Source organism: Ruegeria sp. AN6 (assembly GCF_056540425.1).
In genome coordinates this window covers 24,513-44,097 of sequence record NZ_JBQFWR010000003.1, presented here as the reverse complement: position 1 = coordinate 44,097, position 19,585 = coordinate 24,513, and the positions used below count along the sequence as shown (strand labels likewise).

Here is a 19,585-nt window from a genome sequence, read left to right as displayed (position 1 = left end):
GAGTGCCGGGGTCAGGGCACAACGTCTCAGATGACTGGCCCATACATTAGTTTGCAAGCTTTGGAAAGTCGGGAGTTTTTGAGGGGCAGGGGATTGCCCAACCCCCGCCCAAGCCGGGCAGGGGTCGATATATCAAAGGATCGCGTGCGCCAGGATCATCACTACGCCACAGCCAAACGCATAGCCAGTATCGACCGCGATGGCGAAGCCGCTTTTCTGCGCCCATGCCCCGACCGAGGCCGTCTGTGCTGCGACTGCAAGGATGGCCAGTACCGCAACCCCAAGGCTGTTGGTCGTCTCAGTTACGGCAATCACTGAGGCCAGCAGGATCAAAAACACGATCTGGGCGGCCATTTGCGGCAGAGGTGGAGACGCGGGTGGGGTGGGATCGATCCGCGTGCCTTCGGCCCAGCGTTTCTGAAATCCGATGGGGCCGTAGACCAGCCACCCCAACAGAAAGGCGGCGATTACGCCCGCGCCAAGGGCGAGCCAGTTGATCACAGCGCACCCTCCAGCGATTCAAGGATTCGGGTCCAGCCGCCTTCATGATTGTCGCGGCTTTCCTGTGACGGAAAGCGGATGTGGTGCAGGCGCAGTTTGGTGCCCTTTTCAGTGGGTGTGAAATCCAGCGTCACGGTGGAATCGTCCTGGCTGTAGGGAGAGTTCCAAGTGAATTGCAGCCGGTTGGGCCGGTCGATGACCTTATATTCGCCCTCATGCGGGAGGTCTCCGGCCTCGGGTGCGCGCATGATGATCTTGAACCGGCCACCGACCTGGGCGTCGGATTGTGCCTCGGGCACGGTCATGTTGGGGCCGGGCAGCATGAATTTAGCCAGCATTTCCGGGTTCAGCCACGCGTCAAACACCTTTTCAGGCGGGTGCGGGATGGCGCGCGTTATTTCAAGGGACAGTTCCGTCATCTTCTGGGTCCTCCAAAGCAGTTTCCAAGGCGTCCAGCCGAAGCGCCCAAATTGAACGCAGCCCGGCAAACCATTCATCCACGGCTGACAAGGGATCCATCTGAACCTCGATCAGATGTTCGCGCCATTCTGTCCGACGCTGCACCAACCCGGCATTTTCCAGCACCTTGATGTGCTTGGATACCGAATTGAGGCTCATCTCGAAGCGTCGCGCGATATCCGTCACCCGCAAGGGACCCTGCTGCGCAAGCATTGTCAGGATCGCTCGGCGTGTCGGGTCGGAAGCGGCCTTCAATATTGCGCCCAGGTCATAGCGACTCTCTCGTTCAACCATTTGGATGAATTACACCCCTTTCATGCTTCAGTCAACCATTTGGGTGAATAAGGCGTTACCCAAGGTTTTGACCAGCCAGTTCCTCAAGCTGTTTCCACAGGGCTTCGGTGGCAGGCTGACCCGGTCCTGCCTTTCGTGCAGCGCATATGTTCCAGGTAATCGGCGGCGTGGTTTCGATCAGCTTGACCGATCCGTCCGCGACAAGTTCGGCGAAGGTTTCAGGCATCCCGCCGACAACAAACTCGGGGCCCGTCAGCAGCGACGTTAGAAAGGCATAATCATCACTTTCCACCTGAGGCAACGCTCTGACTTTTTCGGCCGCTTCGTCGGTGCCGCCCAATGCCCGCGTGATCGCCGCACGCCAATGCTTATGCAGATGCGGCGAGGCTAAAGGATACGAGAATAGCGCATTCAAGGTTGCAGGGGCGGTGTCATGCAATGGATGTGAAACATGGGCAGCAAACACCACCGCACGCTTTTCGAACATCATCAACTCGATATTCTCGGTCTCTGACGTATGGGTCAGATCGCCCAGATAGATGTCGATTTCACCATTCTCGAGCATCTCGATCGGTGCCTGCCGCGCGCTGACATCCACCCTGAAACGGAATGCGGGGGATTGCTGCAAGGCGGCCTGAATCGCGGGCCGCACCAGCGTACGCGGCGTCAAAGGGCCACAGCCGATCCGCACGGTTTGACCGGTATCCAGACGGATACGCTCCACTTGATCAGCGCAGCGATTCAAATCCGCCTGCAGAGTTTTTGCCACCGGCAGGAACGTTTGCCCCTCACGCGTCAGTCCGCTGTTGCCGCGTTTGCGGTGAAACAGCGGAAAGCCGACTTGTTCCTCGGCCATCGAAACATAGCGCGACAGCGACGCGTTCGAGACGCCCAGACGTTTGGCCGCTTCCTGAAAGTTGCCCGTCTCGGCAAGGTGCAGAAAGGCGGAAAGAGTCTTTTCAGTTAACACGATGGTCCTCAAGTTTCAGTTACTGAACATTAAGTTTCAGATCCTGCAAAAAAGTAAAGCCGCGTTTGCGGAGCGAATGGTCCACCCGCTAGGACATACCGCATATCGGCCCACTCGGCCAATCCGATTGAACGCAGGAGTCGAACCGAATGTTTCGAATAAAATCAGTAACTACCAGCCTCGCTGCGGCTTTGTGGGCGGTTGCCACGACGGCCGTTGCACAGTCCGACAAGCCCAATATTCTGGTGATCATGGCTGACGATGTCGGATGGGCCAGCCTTGGCAGCTATCATCAAGGTGTCAAAAGCATCCAGACTCCGAATCTGGATCAGCTTGCCGCCGAGGGCGCCCGGTTGACCGACTATTATGCGCAACCCAGCTGCACCGCAGGGCGTTCCGCCTTTATCACCGGTCAGTTCCCGGTACGTACCGGCATGCACACGGTGGGCCTTCCGGGCGATCCGGTCGGGCTTAGCGACGAAGACCCGACGTTGGCAAATATCCTCAAATCCATGGGCTATACCACGGGGCAGTTCGGTAAGAACCATCTGGGCGATCTGAACAAGTTCCTGCCAACGGCCAAGGGTTTTGATGAATATTGGGGCTGGCTCTACCACCTCAACGCTATGGAATACACGACCGACCCCGACTGGCCGGATGATCCGGAATTTGCCGCTCAGTTCGGTCCGCGCAACATTATCCACTCGTTTGCCACGGATACCGTTGACGAAACCGCCGACCCCCGCTGGGGGCCGGTGGGCAAACAGCGCATCATTGATGACGGTCCAGCCCCGCCTGAACGTCAGAAAACCCTGGATGATGAGGTCACGGCCCACACCATCGATTTCATCAACCGCGCAGTTGACAGCGAAACCCCGTTCTTTGTCTGGATGGCGCCTGCGCGGGCGCATGTCTGGACCCATCTCAGCCCGGAATACGAGGCGATGCTGGGCGACGGGCGCGGCCTGCAGGATGTGGTCATGAAAGAGCTTGACGATAATGTCGGCAAGGTGACCGCGCATCTGGAAGAGCTTGGTATCGCCGACAACACCATCGTTATCTTCACCTCGGACAATGGCCCGGAAACGATGACATGGCCCGATGGTGGCACCACGCCATTCCACGGCGAAAAAGGCACCACCTGGGAGGGAGGATTCCGCGTTCCCGCGATCATCCGTTGGCCCGGCAAAGTTGCCGAAGGTCAGGTGCTGAACGGTATCTTCGACGGCATGGATTGGATGCCCACTCTTGTCGCGGCAGCAGGCGGATCGCAGAACCTTCCTGCCGATCTGCTTGAAGGGTTCGAAGGCTATCAGGTGCATCTGGACGGGTATAATCAGCTTTCATATCTGACTGGCGAAACACCCAGTAACCGCAAAGAGATTGTCTATTACGAAGGCACCGATCTGCAGGCGATCCGCTATAACGACTGGAAGGCGCATTTCACCATTCAGGAAAAGGGCTGGGCCGGTCCTAAAGAGGAACTGAACGCGCCATTGCTGTTCAACCTACGCCGCGATCCTTATGAGAAAGCGGCCGAGGAATCCGGGATGTATACCCGCTGGATGGGCAACAAGATGTGGGCCTTTGGTCCGGCAGCCCGGCTGGTTCAGGCACATCTGGCGACCTTTGCGGATTTCCCTCCACGTGGTGCGACCGTGGGCAATGAGACACACGTTCAGGAACAGGTCAGCAGCGAAGGTGGCATGTCGCAATAGCAGCCCGAGTTCACCTGACCCCCATTAAACGCCCGCCGAGTTGCGGGCGTTTTCAATAGTGCGCATTGCTTCGATATTTGGCACTGGAAACCCGATGACAGAGGCCGGATGTGACGACCTTGGCGCGCTATTGTATTGGGTCTTCGTGCGCGCGCGGTTTCGCCGGATTTTGCTGTTCCTCTCTGAGAATTCCTCGGAGAACAGCGGCAGTTTCGACCCTCGATATTGGTTTTCGCGTTCCATCTGGGCTGGAAGGCACCACCGATGATTTAACAACATCAGCCGTTCGAATTGTTTTAGTCGAAAACACTCTGTCCAGAACAGATTTCAATGGCATCGTTCACCTCCCAACAACTTAATTCGCCCAGATGCTTGTCGCTGCGGGTCAGATCTGAACCTCGAGGGAGAAGCTCAAAGATCATATGCCGTGAGTGGTAACCCGCAGCGACACGGCGCATGTATTAAAAATTTGACTTTGAGAAAGGGGGAAGGATTCCGCGTTTCGCATCATTTTTGATCGAGTGGTAAAAAAATAGCTGTATTACTTACGCTTACGTCAACTTGCGGACCTATCGCTATACGGTCACGACGCTACGTCACAATTAGACCCTTGATTGATTAAAGGTCTTCTTGTCTTCCGGAGCATGAACTTCTTCCTGGTTTTGATGCAAATCGGCTGAGAACCGCTCGCATTCCGGATGATCTAGGTAACAAAAGGGCGCGCCTGTCAAAGGCGCGCCCAGTAAAGATAGGGAGGACTATGAAAACCTGACGCCCGAAACAAAAGAAGCGCCTACTCACTAACAATGTCAGCATGGCGCATTCTTTTGTTCTGGTCAGTGAAGTGGTTCACATGGAGCAAAAAAATTTGTTCAAAGTGTAACTGCACATTTTGATGCCACGCCTGAACGTGGGTTGGCCTACAGTTCTCGGCCATGCTTCATGTACGATACCATAGCTGATTCAGTGTTACACAAAACAAATACGCCCGCCAATTGGCGGGCGTACGAGATGTACAAAAAAGGGGCGGTCAGTGCCCGCAACGCACGAACAAAGCGTGATTAGCGGCGGATGCCCAGCTTTTTGATCAGGTCCTGATAGCGCGCTTCTTCTTTGCCCTTCAGGTAGTCCAGCAGCTTACGGCGCTGGGCGACCATTTTCAGCAGACCGCGACGACCGTGGTTGTCTTTCTTGTGGGTCTTGAAGTGCTCGGTCAGGGTGGTGATGCGCGAGGTCAGGATGGCAACCTGGACTTCTGGCGAACCGGTGTCGCCGTCCTTAGTTGCGAATTCTTTCATAACGCGTGCTTTTTCAGCGGCAGTAATCGACATCGGGGTCTCCTTCAAAGGTTAGAGTTGATGGCGCAGGCCGGGATGTCGTCCAGCACAGGCCCATGGAGAAAACCGCACCGATTCCGATGCGGATGGGCGCGTATAGGCGCTTTTGCTGCGAATGGCAAAGGGATTCTGCGGGTTCAACCAGTGAAAGCGTATTGTGCCAATTGGGCTTCGGTCACAAACAGAATATCCTCTGCGGCTAGACCTTCTGTACCAAATATCTGCGCAACGTTCTCGCCGTTGACCCTGACATGGGTCAGGTCATTGTTTTCGCTGTCTGGCTCGATGGTCAGCTCAGGGTCTTCTGGGCCGTCCCAGGTGACTAGCAGCTTATCGTGACCAATCTGGAAATCCATGATTGTTGCGGCCTCCTGATCCGGTTCTGGCTGCACGATTATTTCGTCATCGCCGTCGCCACCGGTGACGATATCTCCGTCTTTGGCCAGTATGACATCATCGCCAGCGCCCCCGTTCAGAAAGTCAGGGGAAGTCTCCTCCCGACCATCGTTGCCGTTCAGAATGTCATCCCCGTCTCCACCGAACAGGGCATCTTGTCCTGCACCGCCTGTCAGAAAGTCATCGCCGTCGCCACCTTGCAATTGATCGTCGCCGTCATCGCCCCTCAAGACATCATCGTCCTGACCGCCGAAAATCCGGTCATCGCCGTCGCCACCTTCCAACTCATCCATTCCGAAATGACCATACAGGTCATCATTGCCTGACATTCCGGCCAAATTGTCGTCGTCATACCCGCCATGGAGCACATCGTTCCCGACGTTTCCGATCAGCGTGTCCTCTCCGGAACCACCATAGATGATGTCGTTTCCGTCCCCCCCGTCGATGAGGTCGCCGCCTTCGTACCCATTAATCTGATCATTACCCTCTTGTCCGGTCAGAACATTTGCATCCTCATCGCCCGCGATCACCAGATTTCCCTCATGCTCAGAGATGATTTCACTTGTGTTGGCATCTTCGGATGAATCGGGCTCTTCAACATCTTCTTCCACTTCGAGGAGGTTGCCTTCGGTCAATTCATCCTCAACCGAGTCATCAATTTGCTCACCATCCTCCTCGGTTGTTTCGTCGGGTACGAGAACGTCGCTTATCGCATAGGCGGCCCCTCCTAATGCAGCCATCCCGAATAAACCGATCAGAAACATGATTACCCTCCGCAAGCACACTTGCCCCGAGTGTAAAACATCTCATGCAATCAAGAGGTTGGTCAAAGCCAAGTAGCAGGCGTGGTTAACCCTTCGTCACCACAACTGAGGCTGTCGCGCGTAAGCGATGTAGAGCGGGTGTTTTGGATGGCCGTCTTTGGTGAGCCCCAGATGATACATCGGTTGACCTGTGGCGCGCAGCAGTGCTTCGACAGATCGACCGCGATCAAGATACGCGCCATGTGTGCCCCAGCCAGCAATAACCTGATCGGCCCAGTCAACACCTTCCAGAATGGCTTGGTCGTTCTGCGGTCCAACAGGATCCTCGGCTGCGCGCATTTTGCGCGGGTCGGTATCGCGCCATGCAAAAATGTTGGTAACCTGAAATGCGCCGAAGCCCAGTGTTCGCGCCCGCCGTTCACAGCGTTCCACCGTGGGATCGTTCTGTACCTCGGTTGCGGTTGATGGGTTCAGCATCACAAACAGCGCCTTGCGCCCCGCCGGATCCCAGATGCGGGTCAGGCTATAGCGATACTTTTCGCAGTTGGAGTAGATGGCGGTCGAGGGCGCGTCGCCCTTGGTATGAGAACGGGTGATCATGCCCTTCGCCTAACACGTGGTTCAAACGACGAACACCCGGCTGGGATGCAATTCACCGGATTTGTATATCCCGACGGCCACAGCCTTGCCATCCAGCGAAGCCCAGGCCTCGTCGCCGTATTCGACGTCGGATGCCAACACCATTCCCGGATTGCCATTGCGCAGTCGGGTTGCCCCTTCCGGGGTGCATTTCAACTCGGGCAGATCAGACAGGCCGGTTTCCAACGGGTGCAGGTATTCATCCAATGCTGTGGATTTGGCCATCTCGTCGATCTGTTCGATGGACAGGCCGTCTTCGGCCTCGAACGGACCCGACCAGATGCGACGGAGTTCTTTGACGTGGCCGTAGCAGCCCAGCGCTTCGCCCAGATCGCGCGCGATCGAACGGACATACCCGCCTTTGCCGCATGTCATTTCCAACACCACATGATCGGTGTCGGGTCGGTCGACAAGGATCAATTCTTCAACCCACAGGGGGCGTGCGGAAAGTTCCACATCTTCGCCATCGCGGGCCAGTTTGTACGCGCGCTGACCGTCGATCTTCACAGCCGAAAACTTGGGCGGCACCTGCATGATGTCCCCGAGGAACGGTGAGAGCGCCTGTTTGATGTCTTCATCCGTCGGTCGCGCAGAGCTCTCCGAGATAACTTCGCCTTCCGCATCGTCGGTATTGGTCGCCTGTCCTAATCGCACAGTGAATGTGTAGGCTTTCAGCGCATCGGTGATGTAGGGAACAGTCTTGGTCGCCTCGCCCAAAGCTACCGCCAGAACGCCAGTTGCTTCGGGGTCCAGCGTGCCCGCATGGCCTGCTTTCTTGGCGTCCATCGCCCAACGTACCTTGTTGACGACCGCGGTCGAAGTCATACCCGCAGGCTTGTCCACCACCAGCCAACCGGAAATGTCACGACCCTTGCGTTTGCGTCCCATCTTGCACCTTGAAACTTACTGAGACGCGCGAGTTAGCGGATCGCTTCGACGCTGTCAATTTGCCGGTACGTTCTCGACGACGCCCACTATTGGTCCCAGTGAAAACCCGATGTCGGATCGGTTGTTGGCGCGGTCATACATCCGCGAAATATTGCCATCCAGAAACAATGCGTTCGGAGTATCCAGCGTGTCGCGGAACAACCTGCCGAATTCATGGAAGGTGACGTAATCCTCAGAGATTGCAAATACCGCACGGGTCCCTTCAGCGTTGGTTCCGACCCCATTGCGTATATAGAGAGAGGTCGAATCCGGCAGGAATCGGGGGTGCAACTCTCCATCGATGACAAGCATCGGGCCGGACTGGGTGGCGAACCGGCAATCCGGCGCGCGTTCGATGTAATCCAATGTCTCAAACACATCGGCGCGTCCGTCGCGAATGCAGAACACACCGTTGGGCAACAGACCGAAGTTTCCCGGGCCAGCATTCGGGATCACACGCATCTGTTCTTCGCCGTCCTCAACAAAGTGACCCACGGGCGAGCGATCATCATGATACATGCCCGCGTTCATCGCAAAGGCCAGACGCTTACCGTCAGGTGCCAAAGCTTCGTTCACTGACGAGAAATGGCCCAACAGGTCGCCATTCTCATCGTTCAGGAACAGGCGCAAATCTTCGGATGCCGCGTCTACCTCGCAAATGGTGTAGCGCTTGTCCTCGTGGGTCAGCTTTTCACAAGTCACTGCCCCAGCCTGTGCGGCCCAAACAACTGCACCTAATGTGACAGATAGGCGGATCACTCGTCCAGATCGCGGCGCACCGCGTCCTGTTCGAACATGCGACGGGTGTCATCCAGTCGGTCGAATGTGTCATCCAACCGGAAACGTAGATCGGGAGAGAATTTCAGTCCGACCCTCTTGCCGACCATGCGCCGCAGCTCACCCTTGTTGCGAGCGAGCAGTTCGATCACGTCCTCCTGCCCTTTGCCGCCCAATGGCAGCACATAGGCGGTGGCGATCTTTAGATCGGGCGAGGTGCGCACCTCGCCCACAGTGATCGACATGCGGTTCAGGTCGGGGTCGTGGACATCTCCGCGCGCCAGAACTTCGGACAGGGTACGGCGGATCAGTTCGCCGACACGCAGCTGTCGTTGGGACGGGCCGGGGCCATCGTGGAATTTGTTCTTTGCCATAAACCCCGATCTAAGCGCAAAGCCGGGCTTTGCCAAGCGGGTGCGAACGGGGTAGGAGGCTTTGAGCCGACTTTAGAAAAGGACCAACGCAATGACCCATATTCCGGGGATCGTCATTACAGGGGCTTCGGGCCGTATGGGGCAGATGCTGATCAAGACCGTGACCGACAGTGATCAGGCACGCCTGGTTGGCGTGGTCGAGCGCCAGGGTCACGATTGGATCGGTCAGGATGTTGGTGAAGCAATGGGTGGCCCCGCGCTGGGAGTTTTGATCACCGATGATCCGCTGGAGGCCTTCGCGCAGGCGCAGGCGGTGATCGACTTCACCGCACCCGAGGCGACGCTGGAGTTTGCCGCTTTGGCCGCGCAGGCGCGCTGCGTGCATGTGATCGGCACCACCGGCATGAGTGACGAACAGATTGTGGCGCTGGAACCGGCCTCGCGCCATGCGGTGATCGTGCGGGCAGGAAACATGAGCCTTGGCGTGAACCTGCTGGTGCAACTGACCAAAAAAGTCGCCGCCGCACTGGATGAGGATTTCGACATTGAAGTCATCGAAGGCCACCACCACCACAAGGTTGATGCGCCTTCGGGCACGGCCTTAATGCTGGGCGAAGCTGCCGCCGAAGGGCGCGGCGTCAAATTGGCGGATGTGTCCGACCGTGGTCGTGACGGCATTACCGGCGCGCGCAAGCGCGGCGATATCGGCTTTCACGCCATTCGCGGCGGGGACATCGTGGGCGAACATGACGTGCTGTTCGCCGCGCCGGGAGAACGCATCGTGTTGCGCCATCTCGCCACGGATCGCGCCATCTTTGCGCGTGGCGCGCTGAAGGCAGCGCTATGGGGGCAGGGTAAGGCACCGGGCCAATACGACATGGTGGATGTGCTCGGGCTGTAAGCCATAGACGGGCCGCGCAACGGCGTTAAACTCGGGCCTATGCGGAAGCTTACATCTCGAGTGGCGACTGGTTTGGTGCTGATCGTGTTCTATCTGACGCTGCTGCCCTTTTTGATGCACGGGCTGGGTATGATCGGTGTTGGCCTGTCCGAGGACGCGGCTAGGCAGAGCTATCTCTTTTCCGACCGTCAAGATGTCGGCAACGCGGCCATGATGCTGCATATCTTTGCCGGAACTTTGCTGGTGGCGCTGGTGCCGCTGCAGCTGCTGCGGGGTCTTCGGCTGCGGTTTATCGGATTTCATCGCATGTTGGGCGGGCTGCTGGTCACGCTGGCGCTGATAACCGGCCTGGCGGGCATGACCTATATCCCGTTGCGCGGAACCATCGGCGGACCGCTGATGTCTGCAGCGTTCTTTCTGTATGGGCTCTGCCTGTTCACCGCTGGATTAATGGTGGCGAGGATGGCGCTGATCAGGGATCGTGCAGGGCATTGGGCCTGGGGGTTGCGGCTGTTCTGGCTGGCTCTTGGGTCATGGCTATACCGTGTTCATTACACGCTTTGGTACCTGCTGACCGGTGGAGTGGGGTCAGAGCCCGATTTCTCGGGCCCTTTCGATCTGGTGCAGAACTTCGCGTTCTTCGTGCCTTACCTGTTGGCGGTTCAGATGTGGATCATTCGCAAGCGTTCTGCGCATCAAGGGGTACTGGCTACAATTCTCTGATCTTGTCCGCGCGCAGCGGACAGGACAGATAGACGCCGAACTCCTTGCCGATATCCGCGCTGACCCGGGCATGAACAGCGCCCTGACGGTCAAGGAAACGCTGGTTGTCTTCGACCGGGAAAATCCCCTCGTGCCAGACGCCGGGATGGATGTAGAGGCCGCGCGAGCCATCGCACCAGAACGCCACCACTTTTTCTGGCGTCAGATTGTCACCGGGTAGGGCGGCAGGCACGATGAATGGCTTTTTGTCCAGCGGCCAGAACATCTGCCCCCCGTCCGGGTGGTAGTTCATATGCCACAGCAAGACCTGATCGCGGGGTGCGGTTTGACGGCCCGTCTGTGCCTTTTGCGGATCGGCGGACCAACCCAGAACGTAGTGGCCTTTGACGGCCTCGTTCTCACCATAAAGAACATCGCCCTGCCAGTCGCATTTGAACGTGCCTTCGACCCAACCCGCTTCGTCGCCGGTTCCTTCGTCAATTGGTCGCCAACCTTGCTGCGGCCAGCGCACAATTTCGATCTCGAACTTATCCGGGGTGTCGACCAGACAGCCATACCACTTGACCGAAGTATCCGTTGCGCGGATCAGCGGCACCTCGTGCCAGGGCAGGGATGGTTTTGAATTGGCCTCGAAGATGTACTCTGGCGCGGTCATGACGAACCCAGATGTTTATCGACCATGCGCTGCACCATCGGTGCGAAATGGGCGAAATCCGGTGTTTCCATTTCCGCGCGCTTGCCCGCCTCGTCGAGATAGCGCACCTGGATGATCTCTTTCAGGTTCGGGTTAGCCTCAAACTCCGCGACCTCCGCGGCGCTCATCGGGCCGCCTTGTAGTTCTAGCGTATGAACCGAGGCGGCGGACAGGCGGTTGAAATAATCAGGCTTCGTCGCGCAGAGATATCGCTTGGCCGCCACATGATAACGGCAGCAATCGGTGATGACAGAGGGGAAAAATTGCTCGAGCACCTCTGCTCCCGCGTCCTCGTGGTGGCGATCTTCGGTGTCGTCGGGGTGATAGGTGCCAAATTCAGATGTGAAGTGACCAATGTCATGCAACAGCGCACCGACAATGATTTCTTCGGGCTGCCCATTTTGTTCGGCAATCGTGGCCCCCTGCAGCATGTGCTCGGCCATGGTCACGGGTTCGCCCAGATATTCCTCGCCACCACGGCGCTCGAAGATGTCGCCGATAAATGCCACGATGTTGTCCTGGTTCAGGGTTGAAAAGTCGGGTTTCATTCTGCTGCCTCCGGCTGTGCCATCCGCATGGCTGCCAAGGTCGAAAGCAACCCATCCTTGTCAGCATAGCAGCCCTGCAGCCAGCGTGACCCCGCGCCGGAGTAACCCAGACGCGCATGCAGGACGCGGGTGTTGTCGACAATAAAGCTTTCGCCCGGTTCCAGCTTGAAAGACACGCCCATGGCAGGATCGTCGATGATCTCACCCAACTGACGATAGGCGGCGTAATAGGCCTCCATCTGATCGAACGGCACATCGACGAACGGAGCGGAGGAACGGTTGTTGAAGCGGATGCCGATCAATTCGCCATCCGGAGACAGTTCGATCATCGGGCGACGCGATTGCAGACAGACGCCGTCAGAGCCTTTGTATTCAAACCGCGCCGGATAGCCCGCCAGCAGGGCGAAACCTTCGGGGTTCTGATCGCGTAGACGCTCGGCCGCGCGGAAGCCATCGACAACAATGGAATCCCCACCTTCGGCCGAATTCTCAAGACAGTAGAGGATTTGCAGCGTTGGTACCGGGTCGCGATAGGGATTGTCGGTATGGGCCTGCAGACCTAATCCGGTATAGGCGAGGTTGGTTGGATTCACCTCGGTCCGAACCTCAAAATAAGCTCCATAATTGGTCTCACGCACATAGCCGAACAGATCGGCCACTTTCAGCAGCGATTCTGGCTCGGTGGGACCATCTGTTAGCTTAGCGAACCCGTATTCCGCCACTGCGGCCAGCCAGTCGCGCTTGGCCGTGGGGTTGGCATGCACCGCATTCCAGTCACCGCACGGCGCGTCGATGCCGCGTTCCCAAGTTGTGATGTCTGGGGCCAGGCGGCCGATCTCGCTGTCCCGATCGCGATCATAGACGTGTTCGGCCAACCAACTGGCAGGAAAAGTCACAGTTTTGTTTTCTGGCTGGAAGGTGACGATCAGATCTCCGTTAACGACCTCTGCCGCGCTGATCGAAATGTCAGCCGGAATATCGCCGATTGTGATCAGGCGCTGACCATTGCCCGACGCTCGTGTTTCAGGATCCAGCGCGTTGTCGCGCAACCAGATGGCGTGAAATCGGGATTGAGTGCCGTTCGCAAAATCGATGGTGACCATCGAGGGGTCATGGGTGGCAGAGCGCAGCATGGGGGTTCTCCTGTTCAGCGCGGGCTTTGCTTGAGGAGATACGCGCTTCGTGGCATTACTACAATTAAACCTTATTGCCGCTGAGGCTTGGAAAATCTTATGGCTAAGAATAAGATCGGGTTACCCCCTCTGGACTGGCTGCGCGTGTTCGAAGCTGCCGGGCGACTGGGCGGTTTTTCTGCCGCTGCGCGCGAATTTGGTCTGACGCAGGCAGCGGTCAGTCAACGGATCGGCAATCTTGAGGCTTGGTTAGGTCGATCGCTGTTTGTGCGCGAGGCACGGGGTGTGTCGCTGACAATCGAGGGTGAAAGCTATCTGCCATTGGTGCAGGACAGCCTGCAGGCACTGGAACGCAATACCGAGGATTTGTTCGGAAAAACCCCGCGCGAGCTTCGGGTCGCAGGACTTTCTTCGCATATCCACGCGCTGGTTCTCCCTGCCTTGCCCACATTCCTGGAGGCGCAACCCAAAGTGCGTGTGATGACAGATTCGATGGCGCGTCGCGCTTCGTTGGAGGAAGAACGTACCTGGCTGCAGATCCGCTATGGCAGAGGCGTCTGGCCTGGGCGAAAGGCAAAGCTTATCGCGCCTGAAGTGCTGGCACCGATGGCCGCATCTGGCATCAAGTGGGGCGCGCCGCTGATTGATCTACGTGGAGAACGCCCTGGCTGGAAGGACTGGGCGCAGGTTGCGGGGGTTGATGAATTGCCAACTGGCCGGATCAGTTTCGACTCGGTCGGTCATGCCATCACGGCAGCGCGTCAGGGCATGGGGATCGCGTTGGGATCACTCCCTTTGGCGTCGAGCAGTTTGGAGACCGGTCAACTTCGCAGACTGGAAATGCCCGAGCTTGCAACAAAAGATGGCTATTGGCTGACATGGCCCGAGGATAGGGTGCGCTCGAATCGACAGCGCGCTTTGATCGATGACTTCTTGCAGGCATTGCGCGATGGCTGATCAGAAATCGATTGCGATACCCTTTTTCTCCCAATCGCCGTAACGGGCCGGATCTGGTCCGTCGCGCCCGCCCAGCTCTTTGGGCCGTGCCTTCGCTTCGGCCTCTGCGTTTTTGCGGCGTTCTTCTGCCTCGGCAAGGGCGCGCTGGGCGGCAGGGGGCAGGTCTTTGCGCTCGTCACTCATGACATTGGGTTCCTTTCCGTACAGGGCCTTGATATACGCCCTCGTCCGCACAAGGCAATGCGGGCAAAGGTCACGAGAGGCACTCAGCATCATGTTAAATTCCGCCACAGCAGCGCGCCGAAGTGCGATCTATCTGCTGGATCAGATACTCGGCGAGGGGCGGCTGTTGCCCGAATGTCTTGCGGCAGGTGCGCTGGATCGATTGGCCCCTGAGGATCGCGCGCGGGCGCAACGATTGACAATCGAAACCTTGCGCGGGCTCGAACGTGCCGACCGGCTGCTGGCCGATCACCTGCGACAAACGCCCGCGCTGACGGTTCACAACGCCTTGCGGCTTGGCACGGTCGAGCTGTGTCAGGGCGAAGCCGCGCACGGGGTGGTGAATTCCATGGTCGAGATCGTGGGCCGTTCGCGCAAGCATGGACGGCTGAAGGGGTTGGTTAACGCGGTTTTGCGCAAGATTGCCGCCGACGGGCCCGACGCTTGGCCCAAGATGCGTGTGCCTCGCCTGCCAGAGTGGTTGCGCGAACCGCTGATCATGGCGTGGGGTGAAGACGCCGTGAAAGGTATGGAGCACGCGCATTTCAACGGGGCACCATTGGATTTGACGCCAAAACCAAGCGTCGAGATCGCGGGTGCAGAGATGTTGCCCACCGATTCGGCGCGGCTGCAGGATGCGGGGCAGGTCTCGACCCTGCCGGGATATGAGGCCGGGGATTGGTGGGTTCAGGATGCGGCGGCGGCGTTACCCGTTCGGGTTCTGGCCCCGAAAGCCGGAGAGAAAATTCTGGATCTCTGCGCTGCGCCGGGTGGAAAAACCTTGCAGCTATCCGCTGCAGGTGCAGATGTCACCGCTCTGGATATCTCGGAGGCGCGACTTGTGCGCGTTCGCGAGAACCTGAAACGAACCGGCCTGAAAGCTAAGGTTATCGCCCAAGATGCGCTGGAGCATAAGGGCCAGTATGACGCTATCTTGCTGGACGCACCCTGTTCAGCAACGGGTACGATTCGCCGCCATCCGGATTTACCTTTCGCCAAGGACGGTTCGGAATTTGGCGGGTTGATCGAGTTACAGGCGCGCATGCTGGCTCATGCCTGGACTTTGCTGAAGCCTGGCGGGCGGTTGGTCTATTGCACATGCTCGCTGCTGCCGGACGAGGGTGAAGTACAGATTGAAGAGGCACTGGATAGCTATTCTGATATGCAGGTTGACCGCGCCGCTCTTGAGATTGCGGGCGTTGAAGCAGATTGGATCACTGAAGAAGGTGGCCTGCGCTTGCGTCCCGATTACTGGCCGGACAAGGGCGGGATGGACGGGTTTTATATCGCCTGTCTGAACAAATCCGCCTGACGCGACGCTTTTCGATGACTTGACGAGCGGACCGGTCTATCGTGTGCTCAAGCGCCCGCAGAGCGCAAGGGGCAGAGTCGCAAGCGTCATGTCAAACACGGATACAATGGCCAATCGCTGGACGCGGTTTCAGAACCGTCTTTACGCGCGCCTGAGTCAAAGGCGGAAGGCGGTCTCGGGATTCGTCGGCCAGCCCGAGCCGCGTACGGTTGGGTCTTTTGCCCGTGGTCGGCAACTGGTGGCCGGGAATTTGCTGTTTGCGGGATATCTGGTCGAGGCTGATGACACCGACCTCTGGGATGTGGTCGCGCCAAGCCTTGATTTCGATGACGAACGCCACGGTTTTGTGTGGCTGGACGATTTGGCGGCCGTGGGCGACATGCGCGCCCGGGAAAAAGCGCAGCGTTGGGTCTGGGGTTGGATAGATGCGCATGGGCGCGGCAAAGGCCCTGGTTGGGCGCCGGACCTGACAGGGCGGCGGGTCATGCGTTGGATCAATCACGCGGTTTTTCTGCTGCGCGGTGTTGATGAGGCGCAAAGCAAGGCTTTCTTTCGATCGCTGTCGCAGCAGACGTGGTTTCTGTCCAAACGCTGGACAGCGGCAACACCGGGATTGCCAAGGTTCGAGGCTCTGGCAGGTCTTGTGCAGGCCGGATTGGCGTTGGAAGGTCAGGAGCAGATGGCAGACCCGGCCTTGCGTGCTCTGGCCCGTGAGTGTGAACGTCAGATTGATGCCGAAGGCGGTATCCCAACCCGCAATCCCGAAGAATTGCTTGAGGTGTTTACGTTGTTGTCCTGGACTTCGGCGGCTCTCAGCGAAGTGGGCCGGGGCACACCTGCTTCGCAGACCGAAGCGATCAAACGCATCGCGCCGACGTTGCGAAATCTGCGCCACGCGGATGGAGCGCTGGCCAGATTTCACGGCGGTGGGCGCGGGTTGGAAGGACGGTTAGATCAGGCGTTGGCGCAAAGCGGTGTAAAGCCGCAGCAGCACTCGGACCTGTCGATGGGTTATGCGCGTCTGGCGGCCTCGCGCACGACGGTTCTGGTGGATGCCAGCGCGCCACCCAAAGGCGCAGCCTCGTATAACGCGCACGCGTCCACCCTTGCGTTTGAACTGACCTCGGGCCGGCGCCCGCTGATCGTGAACTGTGGATCGGGTGGTAGTTTTGGTCAGGACTGGCGACGTGCGGGGCGCGCAACCCCTTCCCATTCGACCCTGTGTGTCGACGGCTACTCCAGCGCGCGGCTTGCCGAAGTCGCAAAAGGATCGTCGCAGGAGGCGCTGGTCGATGGCCCTCGGGACGTCCCGGTGGATTTCGAAGATGCCTTTGAGGGCACACGGTTCATGGTCGGCCATGATGGTTACAACAAAGTGTTCGGTCTGACCCACGCCCGTACGCTCGAGCTGCGATTTGATGGGCGCGAGCTTGAAGGGGAAGATATACTGCTGACCGCAACCGACAAAGCCAAACGGCAATTTGACCGGGCCATGGATGGGGCGGGCCTGAAGGGGATCGCCTTTGATATCCGTTTTCACCTGCACCCTGACGTTGATGCGGCGTTGGATTTGGGCGGTGCGGCCGTGTCGATGGCCCTCAAAAGCGGCGAGATCTGGGTTTTCCGCCATGATCGCGTTGGAAAGTTGTCAGTTGAACCAAGCGTTTACTTGGAAAAAGGTCGATTAAAGCCACGCGCGACAAAACAGATCGTTCTATCTGGGCGCGCAATGGAGTATGCGACGCGCATCCGGTGGACGCTCAGCAAGGCTCAGGATACAGCCTATGCCGTGCGGGATACGCACCGGGACGAGCCCGTTTTCGACTGACGCCAAAAGGACCTTTGGACCCATGACCGACCTTCACCCCGTGCGCCGCGCGTTGCTTTCCGTTTCCGACAAGACCGGATTGATCGAACTGGGCAAGGCACTGTCCGAACGCGGGGTCGAGTTACTTTCGACTGGCGGTACGGCCAAAGCGTTGCGTGATGCTGGCCTAGAGGTCAAAGATGTGAGCGAGGTGACCGGTTTTCCTGAGATGATGGATGGCCGGGTCAAAACGCTTCACCCGATGGTGCATGGCGGCCTGCTGGCGCTGCGCGACAATGATACCCACGTTGCCGCGATGAACGAACACGGGATTGCTGCGATCGACCTGCTGGTCGTGAACCTCTATCCGTTTGAAGCGACCGTGGCGAAGGGTGCAGGTTACGATGAGTGCATCGAGAATATCGACATTGGCGGACCTGCGATGATCCGGGCGGCGTCCAAGAACCATGCCTTCGTTAACGTCGTTGTAGATGTCGAGGATTATTCTTCGCTGCTGGATCAACTTGAAGAAAACTACGGTAAGACATCGCTGGGTTTCCGACAGTGGCTGGCGCAAAAGGCCTATGCCCGGACTGCCGCTTATGACACCGCCGTGTCCAACTGGATGGCCGACGCATTGCAGCTTGAGGCGCCGAAACGCCGCGCCTTTGCGGGTGAGTTGAAGCAGACCCTGCGCTATGGCGAGAATAGCCATCAGCAGGCTGCATTCTACACAGATGGTACGGATCGCTCTGGCGTGGCGACCGCAGTGCAGCATCAGGGCAAGGAACTGAGCTATAACAACATCAACGACACGGACGCCGCGTTTGAGCTGGTCGCCGAGTTTGATCCGGCGGACGGCGCAGCCTGTGCCATCATTAAGCACGCGAACCCTTGCGGTGTGGCCAAGGGGGCCACGTTGCTTGAAGCCTATAAAGCCGCGTTCGATTGTGATCGGACCTCGGCCTTTGGCGGAATCGTTGCTCTGAACCAGCCTCTGGATGCGGAAACCGCGCAAGAGATCACTGGTATCTTTACCGAGGTCGTGATCGCTCCGGGTGCGTCGGACGAGGCCAAAGCGATATTCGCGGCTAAGAAGAACCTGCGCTTGCTGACCACAGAGGCTCTGCCTGACGTGGCGGCAGGAGGGAAAACCGTGCGTCAGGTCGCCGGTGGCCTGCTTGTGCAGGACAAGGATAACGGCTTTGTCGGCATGGATGACCTGAAGGTCGTTACCAAGAAGGCCCCGTCTGACGAACAAATGCGCGATCTGCTGTTTGCCTGGAAAGTCGCCAAACACGTCAAATCCAACGCCATCGTCTACGTTAAAGACGGTGCAACCGTAGGCGTTGGTGCAGGCCAGATGAGCCGCGTCGATTCAGCCTTGATCGCCGCCAAAAAGGCCGAGCGCATGGCCGACGTACTGGAACTGCCCCAACCACTGACCATCGGCTCGGCCGTGGCATCTGATGCGTTCTTTCCCTTTCCCGACGGATTGATGGAGGCCGCCGAGGCAGGCGCCACTTGCGTCATTCAGCCCGGCGGTTCGATGCGTGACGATGAGGTGATCGCGGCGGCAGATGAGGCAGGTCTGGCCATGGTCTTCACCGGCATGCGGCATTTCCGTCACTGATGCGCAGCCCGCTCCTCCTCTGGGCCGGACTGGCGGCGTTTTTGATCGACCAGATCAGCAAGTATCTGGTCGTTCACGTGCTGCGCGTGGCGCAGGGCGATATCGGCGTCCTGCCGCCGTTTCTGGTGTTCAAATACGGTGAGAATCGCGGCATCAACTTCGGGCTGTTTCAGGGCGACAGCGATGCAGCGCGCTGGGTCCTGATCGGCATTTCTCTGGCGATTTGTCTGGGTGTCCTGATTTGGCTGGGCCGAATAGCCCCGACGAGGTTTCAACAATTCTGTGGTGGCCTGCTGATCGGCGGCGCGCTGGGAAATGTCGTCGACCGGGTGCTTTATGGCTATGTTCTGGATTTTCTGAACATGTCCTGCTGTGGGATCAATAACCCGTTTGTGTTCAATCTGGCGGATGTGTTCATATTTGCGGGAGCATTGGGCCTGGTCCTATTCGATGGCAAAAAGCCCTCGTGACCTGCCCGATGATATGCGATAAAAGCGCC

Annotated in this window: 22 protein-coding genes; 8 read left to right on the top strand and 14 right to left on the bottom strand. The window is 58.2% G+C overall.

Going from position 1 to position 19,585, the window contains the following annotated elements; all coding sequences use genetic code 11:
- Positions 1-132 precede the first annotated feature (132 nt).
- Genes ACR0MQ_RS06580 through ACR0MQ_RS06565 form a run of 4 tightly spaced genes read right to left on the bottom strand, consistent with a single transcriptional unit; the run spans position 133 to position 2,224 of the window.
- Complete coding sequence (locus tag ACR0MQ_RS06580) at positions 133-501, bottom strand: DUF1761 family protein (protein WP_170541814.1); 369 nt, start codon at positions 499-501, stop codon at positions 133-135.
- Positions 498-920 carry an SRPBCC family protein gene (locus ACR0MQ_RS06575; RefSeq protein ID WP_170776024.1) on the bottom strand — a complete coding sequence of 141 codons (423 nt, stop codon included), beginning with the start codon at positions 918-920 and terminating at the stop codon, positions 498-500. Before ACR0MQ_RS06575 ends, ACR0MQ_RS06580 begins: the two co-directional genes overlap by 4 nt.
- Positions 901-1,254: an ArsR/SmtB family transcription factor gene (locus ACR0MQ_RS06570; protein WP_010438614.1), complete on the bottom strand. Its 354-nt coding sequence runs from the start codon at positions 1,252-1,254 to the stop codon at positions 901-903. Before ACR0MQ_RS06570 ends, ACR0MQ_RS06575 begins: the two co-directional genes overlap by 20 nt.
- A 55-nt stretch (positions 1,255-1,309) precedes the next feature.
- A complete protein-coding gene (locus tag ACR0MQ_RS06565) occupies positions 1,310-2,224 on the bottom strand; it encodes a LysR family transcriptional regulator (RefSeq protein WP_260023364.1) in 915 nt (304 codons plus the stop codon).
- 149 nt (positions 2,225-2,373) lie between these two features.
- On the opposite strand from ACR0MQ_RS06565, the gene ACR0MQ_RS06560 reads away from it, so the two are divergent.
- On the top strand, positions 2,374-3,942 hold the full coding sequence (locus ACR0MQ_RS06560; protein WP_480606782.1) for an arylsulfatase: 1,569 nt from the start codon (positions 2,374-2,376) through the stop codon (positions 3,940-3,942).
- 1,061 nt (positions 3,943-5,003) lie between these two features.
- Here ACR0MQ_RS06560 and rpsO read toward each other — a convergent pair.
- The 6 genes from rpsO to rbfA form a co-directional block, all read right to left on the bottom strand.
- Positions 5,004-5,273 carry a 30S ribosomal protein S15 gene (rpsO, locus tag ACR0MQ_RS06555; protein WP_008757925.1) on the bottom strand — a complete coding sequence of 90 codons (270 nt, stop codon included), beginning with the start codon at positions 5,271-5,273 and terminating at the stop codon, positions 5,004-5,006.
- A 143-nt stretch (positions 5,274-5,416) separates the two neighbouring features.
- A complete protein-coding gene (locus tag ACR0MQ_RS06550; protein ID WP_480606779.1) occupies positions 5,417-6,439 on the bottom strand; it encodes a calcium-binding protein in 1,023 nt (340 codons plus the stop codon).
- A 96-nt stretch (positions 6,440-6,535) separates the two neighbouring features.
- Positions 6,536-7,039, bottom strand: a complete 504-nt coding sequence (locus ACR0MQ_RS06545) for a DUF1643 domain-containing protein (RefSeq protein ID WP_480606775.1) — start codon at positions 7,037-7,039, stop codon at positions 6,536-6,538.
- Between the two features lie 21 nt (positions 7,040-7,060).
- A complete protein-coding gene (truB, locus tag ACR0MQ_RS06540) occupies positions 7,061-7,966 on the bottom strand; it encodes a tRNA pseudouridine(55) synthase TruB (protein WP_170776029.1) in 906 nt (301 codons plus the stop codon).
- A gap of 54 nt (positions 7,967-8,020) precedes the next feature.
- Entirely contained in the window at positions 8,021-8,764 is a 744-nt protein-coding gene (locus ACR0MQ_RS06535; RefSeq protein ID WP_010438627.1) for a phosphodiester glycosidase family protein, read from the bottom strand.
- Entirely contained in the window at positions 8,761-9,156 is a 396-nt protein-coding gene (rbfA, locus tag ACR0MQ_RS06530) for a 30S ribosome-binding factor RbfA (RefSeq protein WP_480606772.1), read from the bottom strand. The genes ACR0MQ_RS06535 and rbfA overlap by 4 nt, the downstream gene beginning before the upstream one ends.
- A 91-nt stretch (positions 9,157-9,247) precedes the next feature.
- Here rbfA and dapB point away from each other — a divergent pair, with 91 nt between their 5' ends.
- Complete coding sequence (dapB, locus tag ACR0MQ_RS06525) at positions 9,248-10,057, top strand: 4-hydroxy-tetrahydrodipicolinate reductase (protein ID WP_010438630.1); 810 nt, start codon at positions 9,248-9,250, stop codon at positions 10,055-10,057.
- 60 nt (positions 10,058-10,117) lie between these two features.
- Positions 10,118-10,780 (top strand): DUF2306 domain-containing protein, encoded by a 663-nt coding sequence (locus ACR0MQ_RS06520; protein WP_170777191.1) that lies wholly within the window; start codon positions 10,118-10,120, stop codon positions 10,778-10,780.
- Here ACR0MQ_RS06520 and ACR0MQ_RS06515 read toward each other — a convergent pair.
- The 3 genes from ACR0MQ_RS06515 to tmpA are packed head-to-tail and all read right to left on the bottom strand — an operon-like array spanning position 10,767 to position 13,155.
- Complete coding sequence (locus ACR0MQ_RS06515; protein ID WP_480606769.1) at positions 10,767-11,435, bottom strand: ureidoglycolate lyase; 669 nt, start codon at positions 11,433-11,435, stop codon at positions 10,767-10,769. The two genes, ACR0MQ_RS06520 and ACR0MQ_RS06515, sit on opposite strands and share 14 nt — an antisense overlap.
- Positions 11,432-12,022 (bottom strand): (R)-1-hydroxy-2-trimethylaminoethylphosphonate oxygenase, encoded by a 591-nt coding sequence (tmpB, locus tag ACR0MQ_RS06510; RefSeq protein WP_170541780.1) that lies wholly within the window; start codon positions 12,020-12,022, stop codon positions 11,432-11,434. Before tmpB ends, ACR0MQ_RS06515 begins: the two co-directional genes overlap by 4 nt.
- A complete protein-coding gene (tmpA, locus tag ACR0MQ_RS06505) occupies positions 12,019-13,155 on the bottom strand; it encodes a 2-trimethylaminoethylphosphonate dioxygenase (protein WP_170776035.1) in 1,137 nt (378 codons plus the stop codon). The genes tmpB and tmpA overlap by 4 nt, the downstream gene beginning before the upstream one ends.
- 99 nt (positions 13,156-13,254) lie before the next feature.
- Here tmpA and ACR0MQ_RS06500 point away from each other — a divergent pair, with 99 nt between their 5' ends.
- Positions 13,255-14,112, top strand: a complete 858-nt coding sequence (locus ACR0MQ_RS06500) for a LysR family transcriptional regulator (RefSeq protein ID WP_170776036.1) — start codon at positions 13,255-13,257, stop codon at positions 14,110-14,112.
- Here ACR0MQ_RS06500 and ACR0MQ_RS06495 read toward each other — a convergent pair whose 3' ends face one another.
- On the bottom strand, positions 14,113-14,295 hold the full coding sequence (locus ACR0MQ_RS06495; RefSeq protein WP_010438637.1) for a DUF1674 domain-containing protein: 183 nt from the start codon (positions 14,293-14,295) through the stop codon (positions 14,113-14,115).
- A gap of 91 nt (positions 14,296-14,386) precedes the next feature.
- Between ACR0MQ_RS06495 and ACR0MQ_RS06490 the strand changes: the two genes are divergently transcribed.
- From ACR0MQ_RS06490 to lspA, 4 genes are all read left to right on the top strand, one after another.
- The gene (locus ACR0MQ_RS06490; protein WP_480606766.1) at positions 14,387-15,646 is read left to right on the top strand and encodes an RsmB/NOP family class I SAM-dependent RNA methyltransferase; all 1,260 of its coding nucleotides are present in this window, start codon (positions 14,387-14,389) and stop codon (positions 15,644-15,646) included.
- A gap of 88 nt (positions 15,647-15,734) precedes the next feature.
- Positions 15,735-17,474, top strand: a complete 1,740-nt coding sequence (locus tag ACR0MQ_RS06485; RefSeq protein WP_480606763.1) for a heparinase II/III family protein — start codon at positions 15,735-15,737, stop codon at positions 17,472-17,474.
- 22 nt (positions 17,475-17,496) lie between these two features.
- Complete coding sequence (purH, locus tag ACR0MQ_RS06480) at positions 17,497-19,086, top strand: bifunctional phosphoribosylaminoimidazolecarboxamide formyltransferase/IMP cyclohydrolase (RefSeq protein ID WP_480606760.1); 1,590 nt, start codon at positions 17,497-17,499, stop codon at positions 19,084-19,086.
- Entirely contained in the window at positions 19,086-19,556 is a 471-nt protein-coding gene (gene lspA / locus ACR0MQ_RS06475) for a signal peptidase II (RefSeq protein ID WP_010438644.1), read from the top strand. The genes purH and lspA overlap by 1 nt, the downstream gene beginning before the upstream one ends.
- Positions 19,557-19,585: the final 29 nt, after the last annotated feature.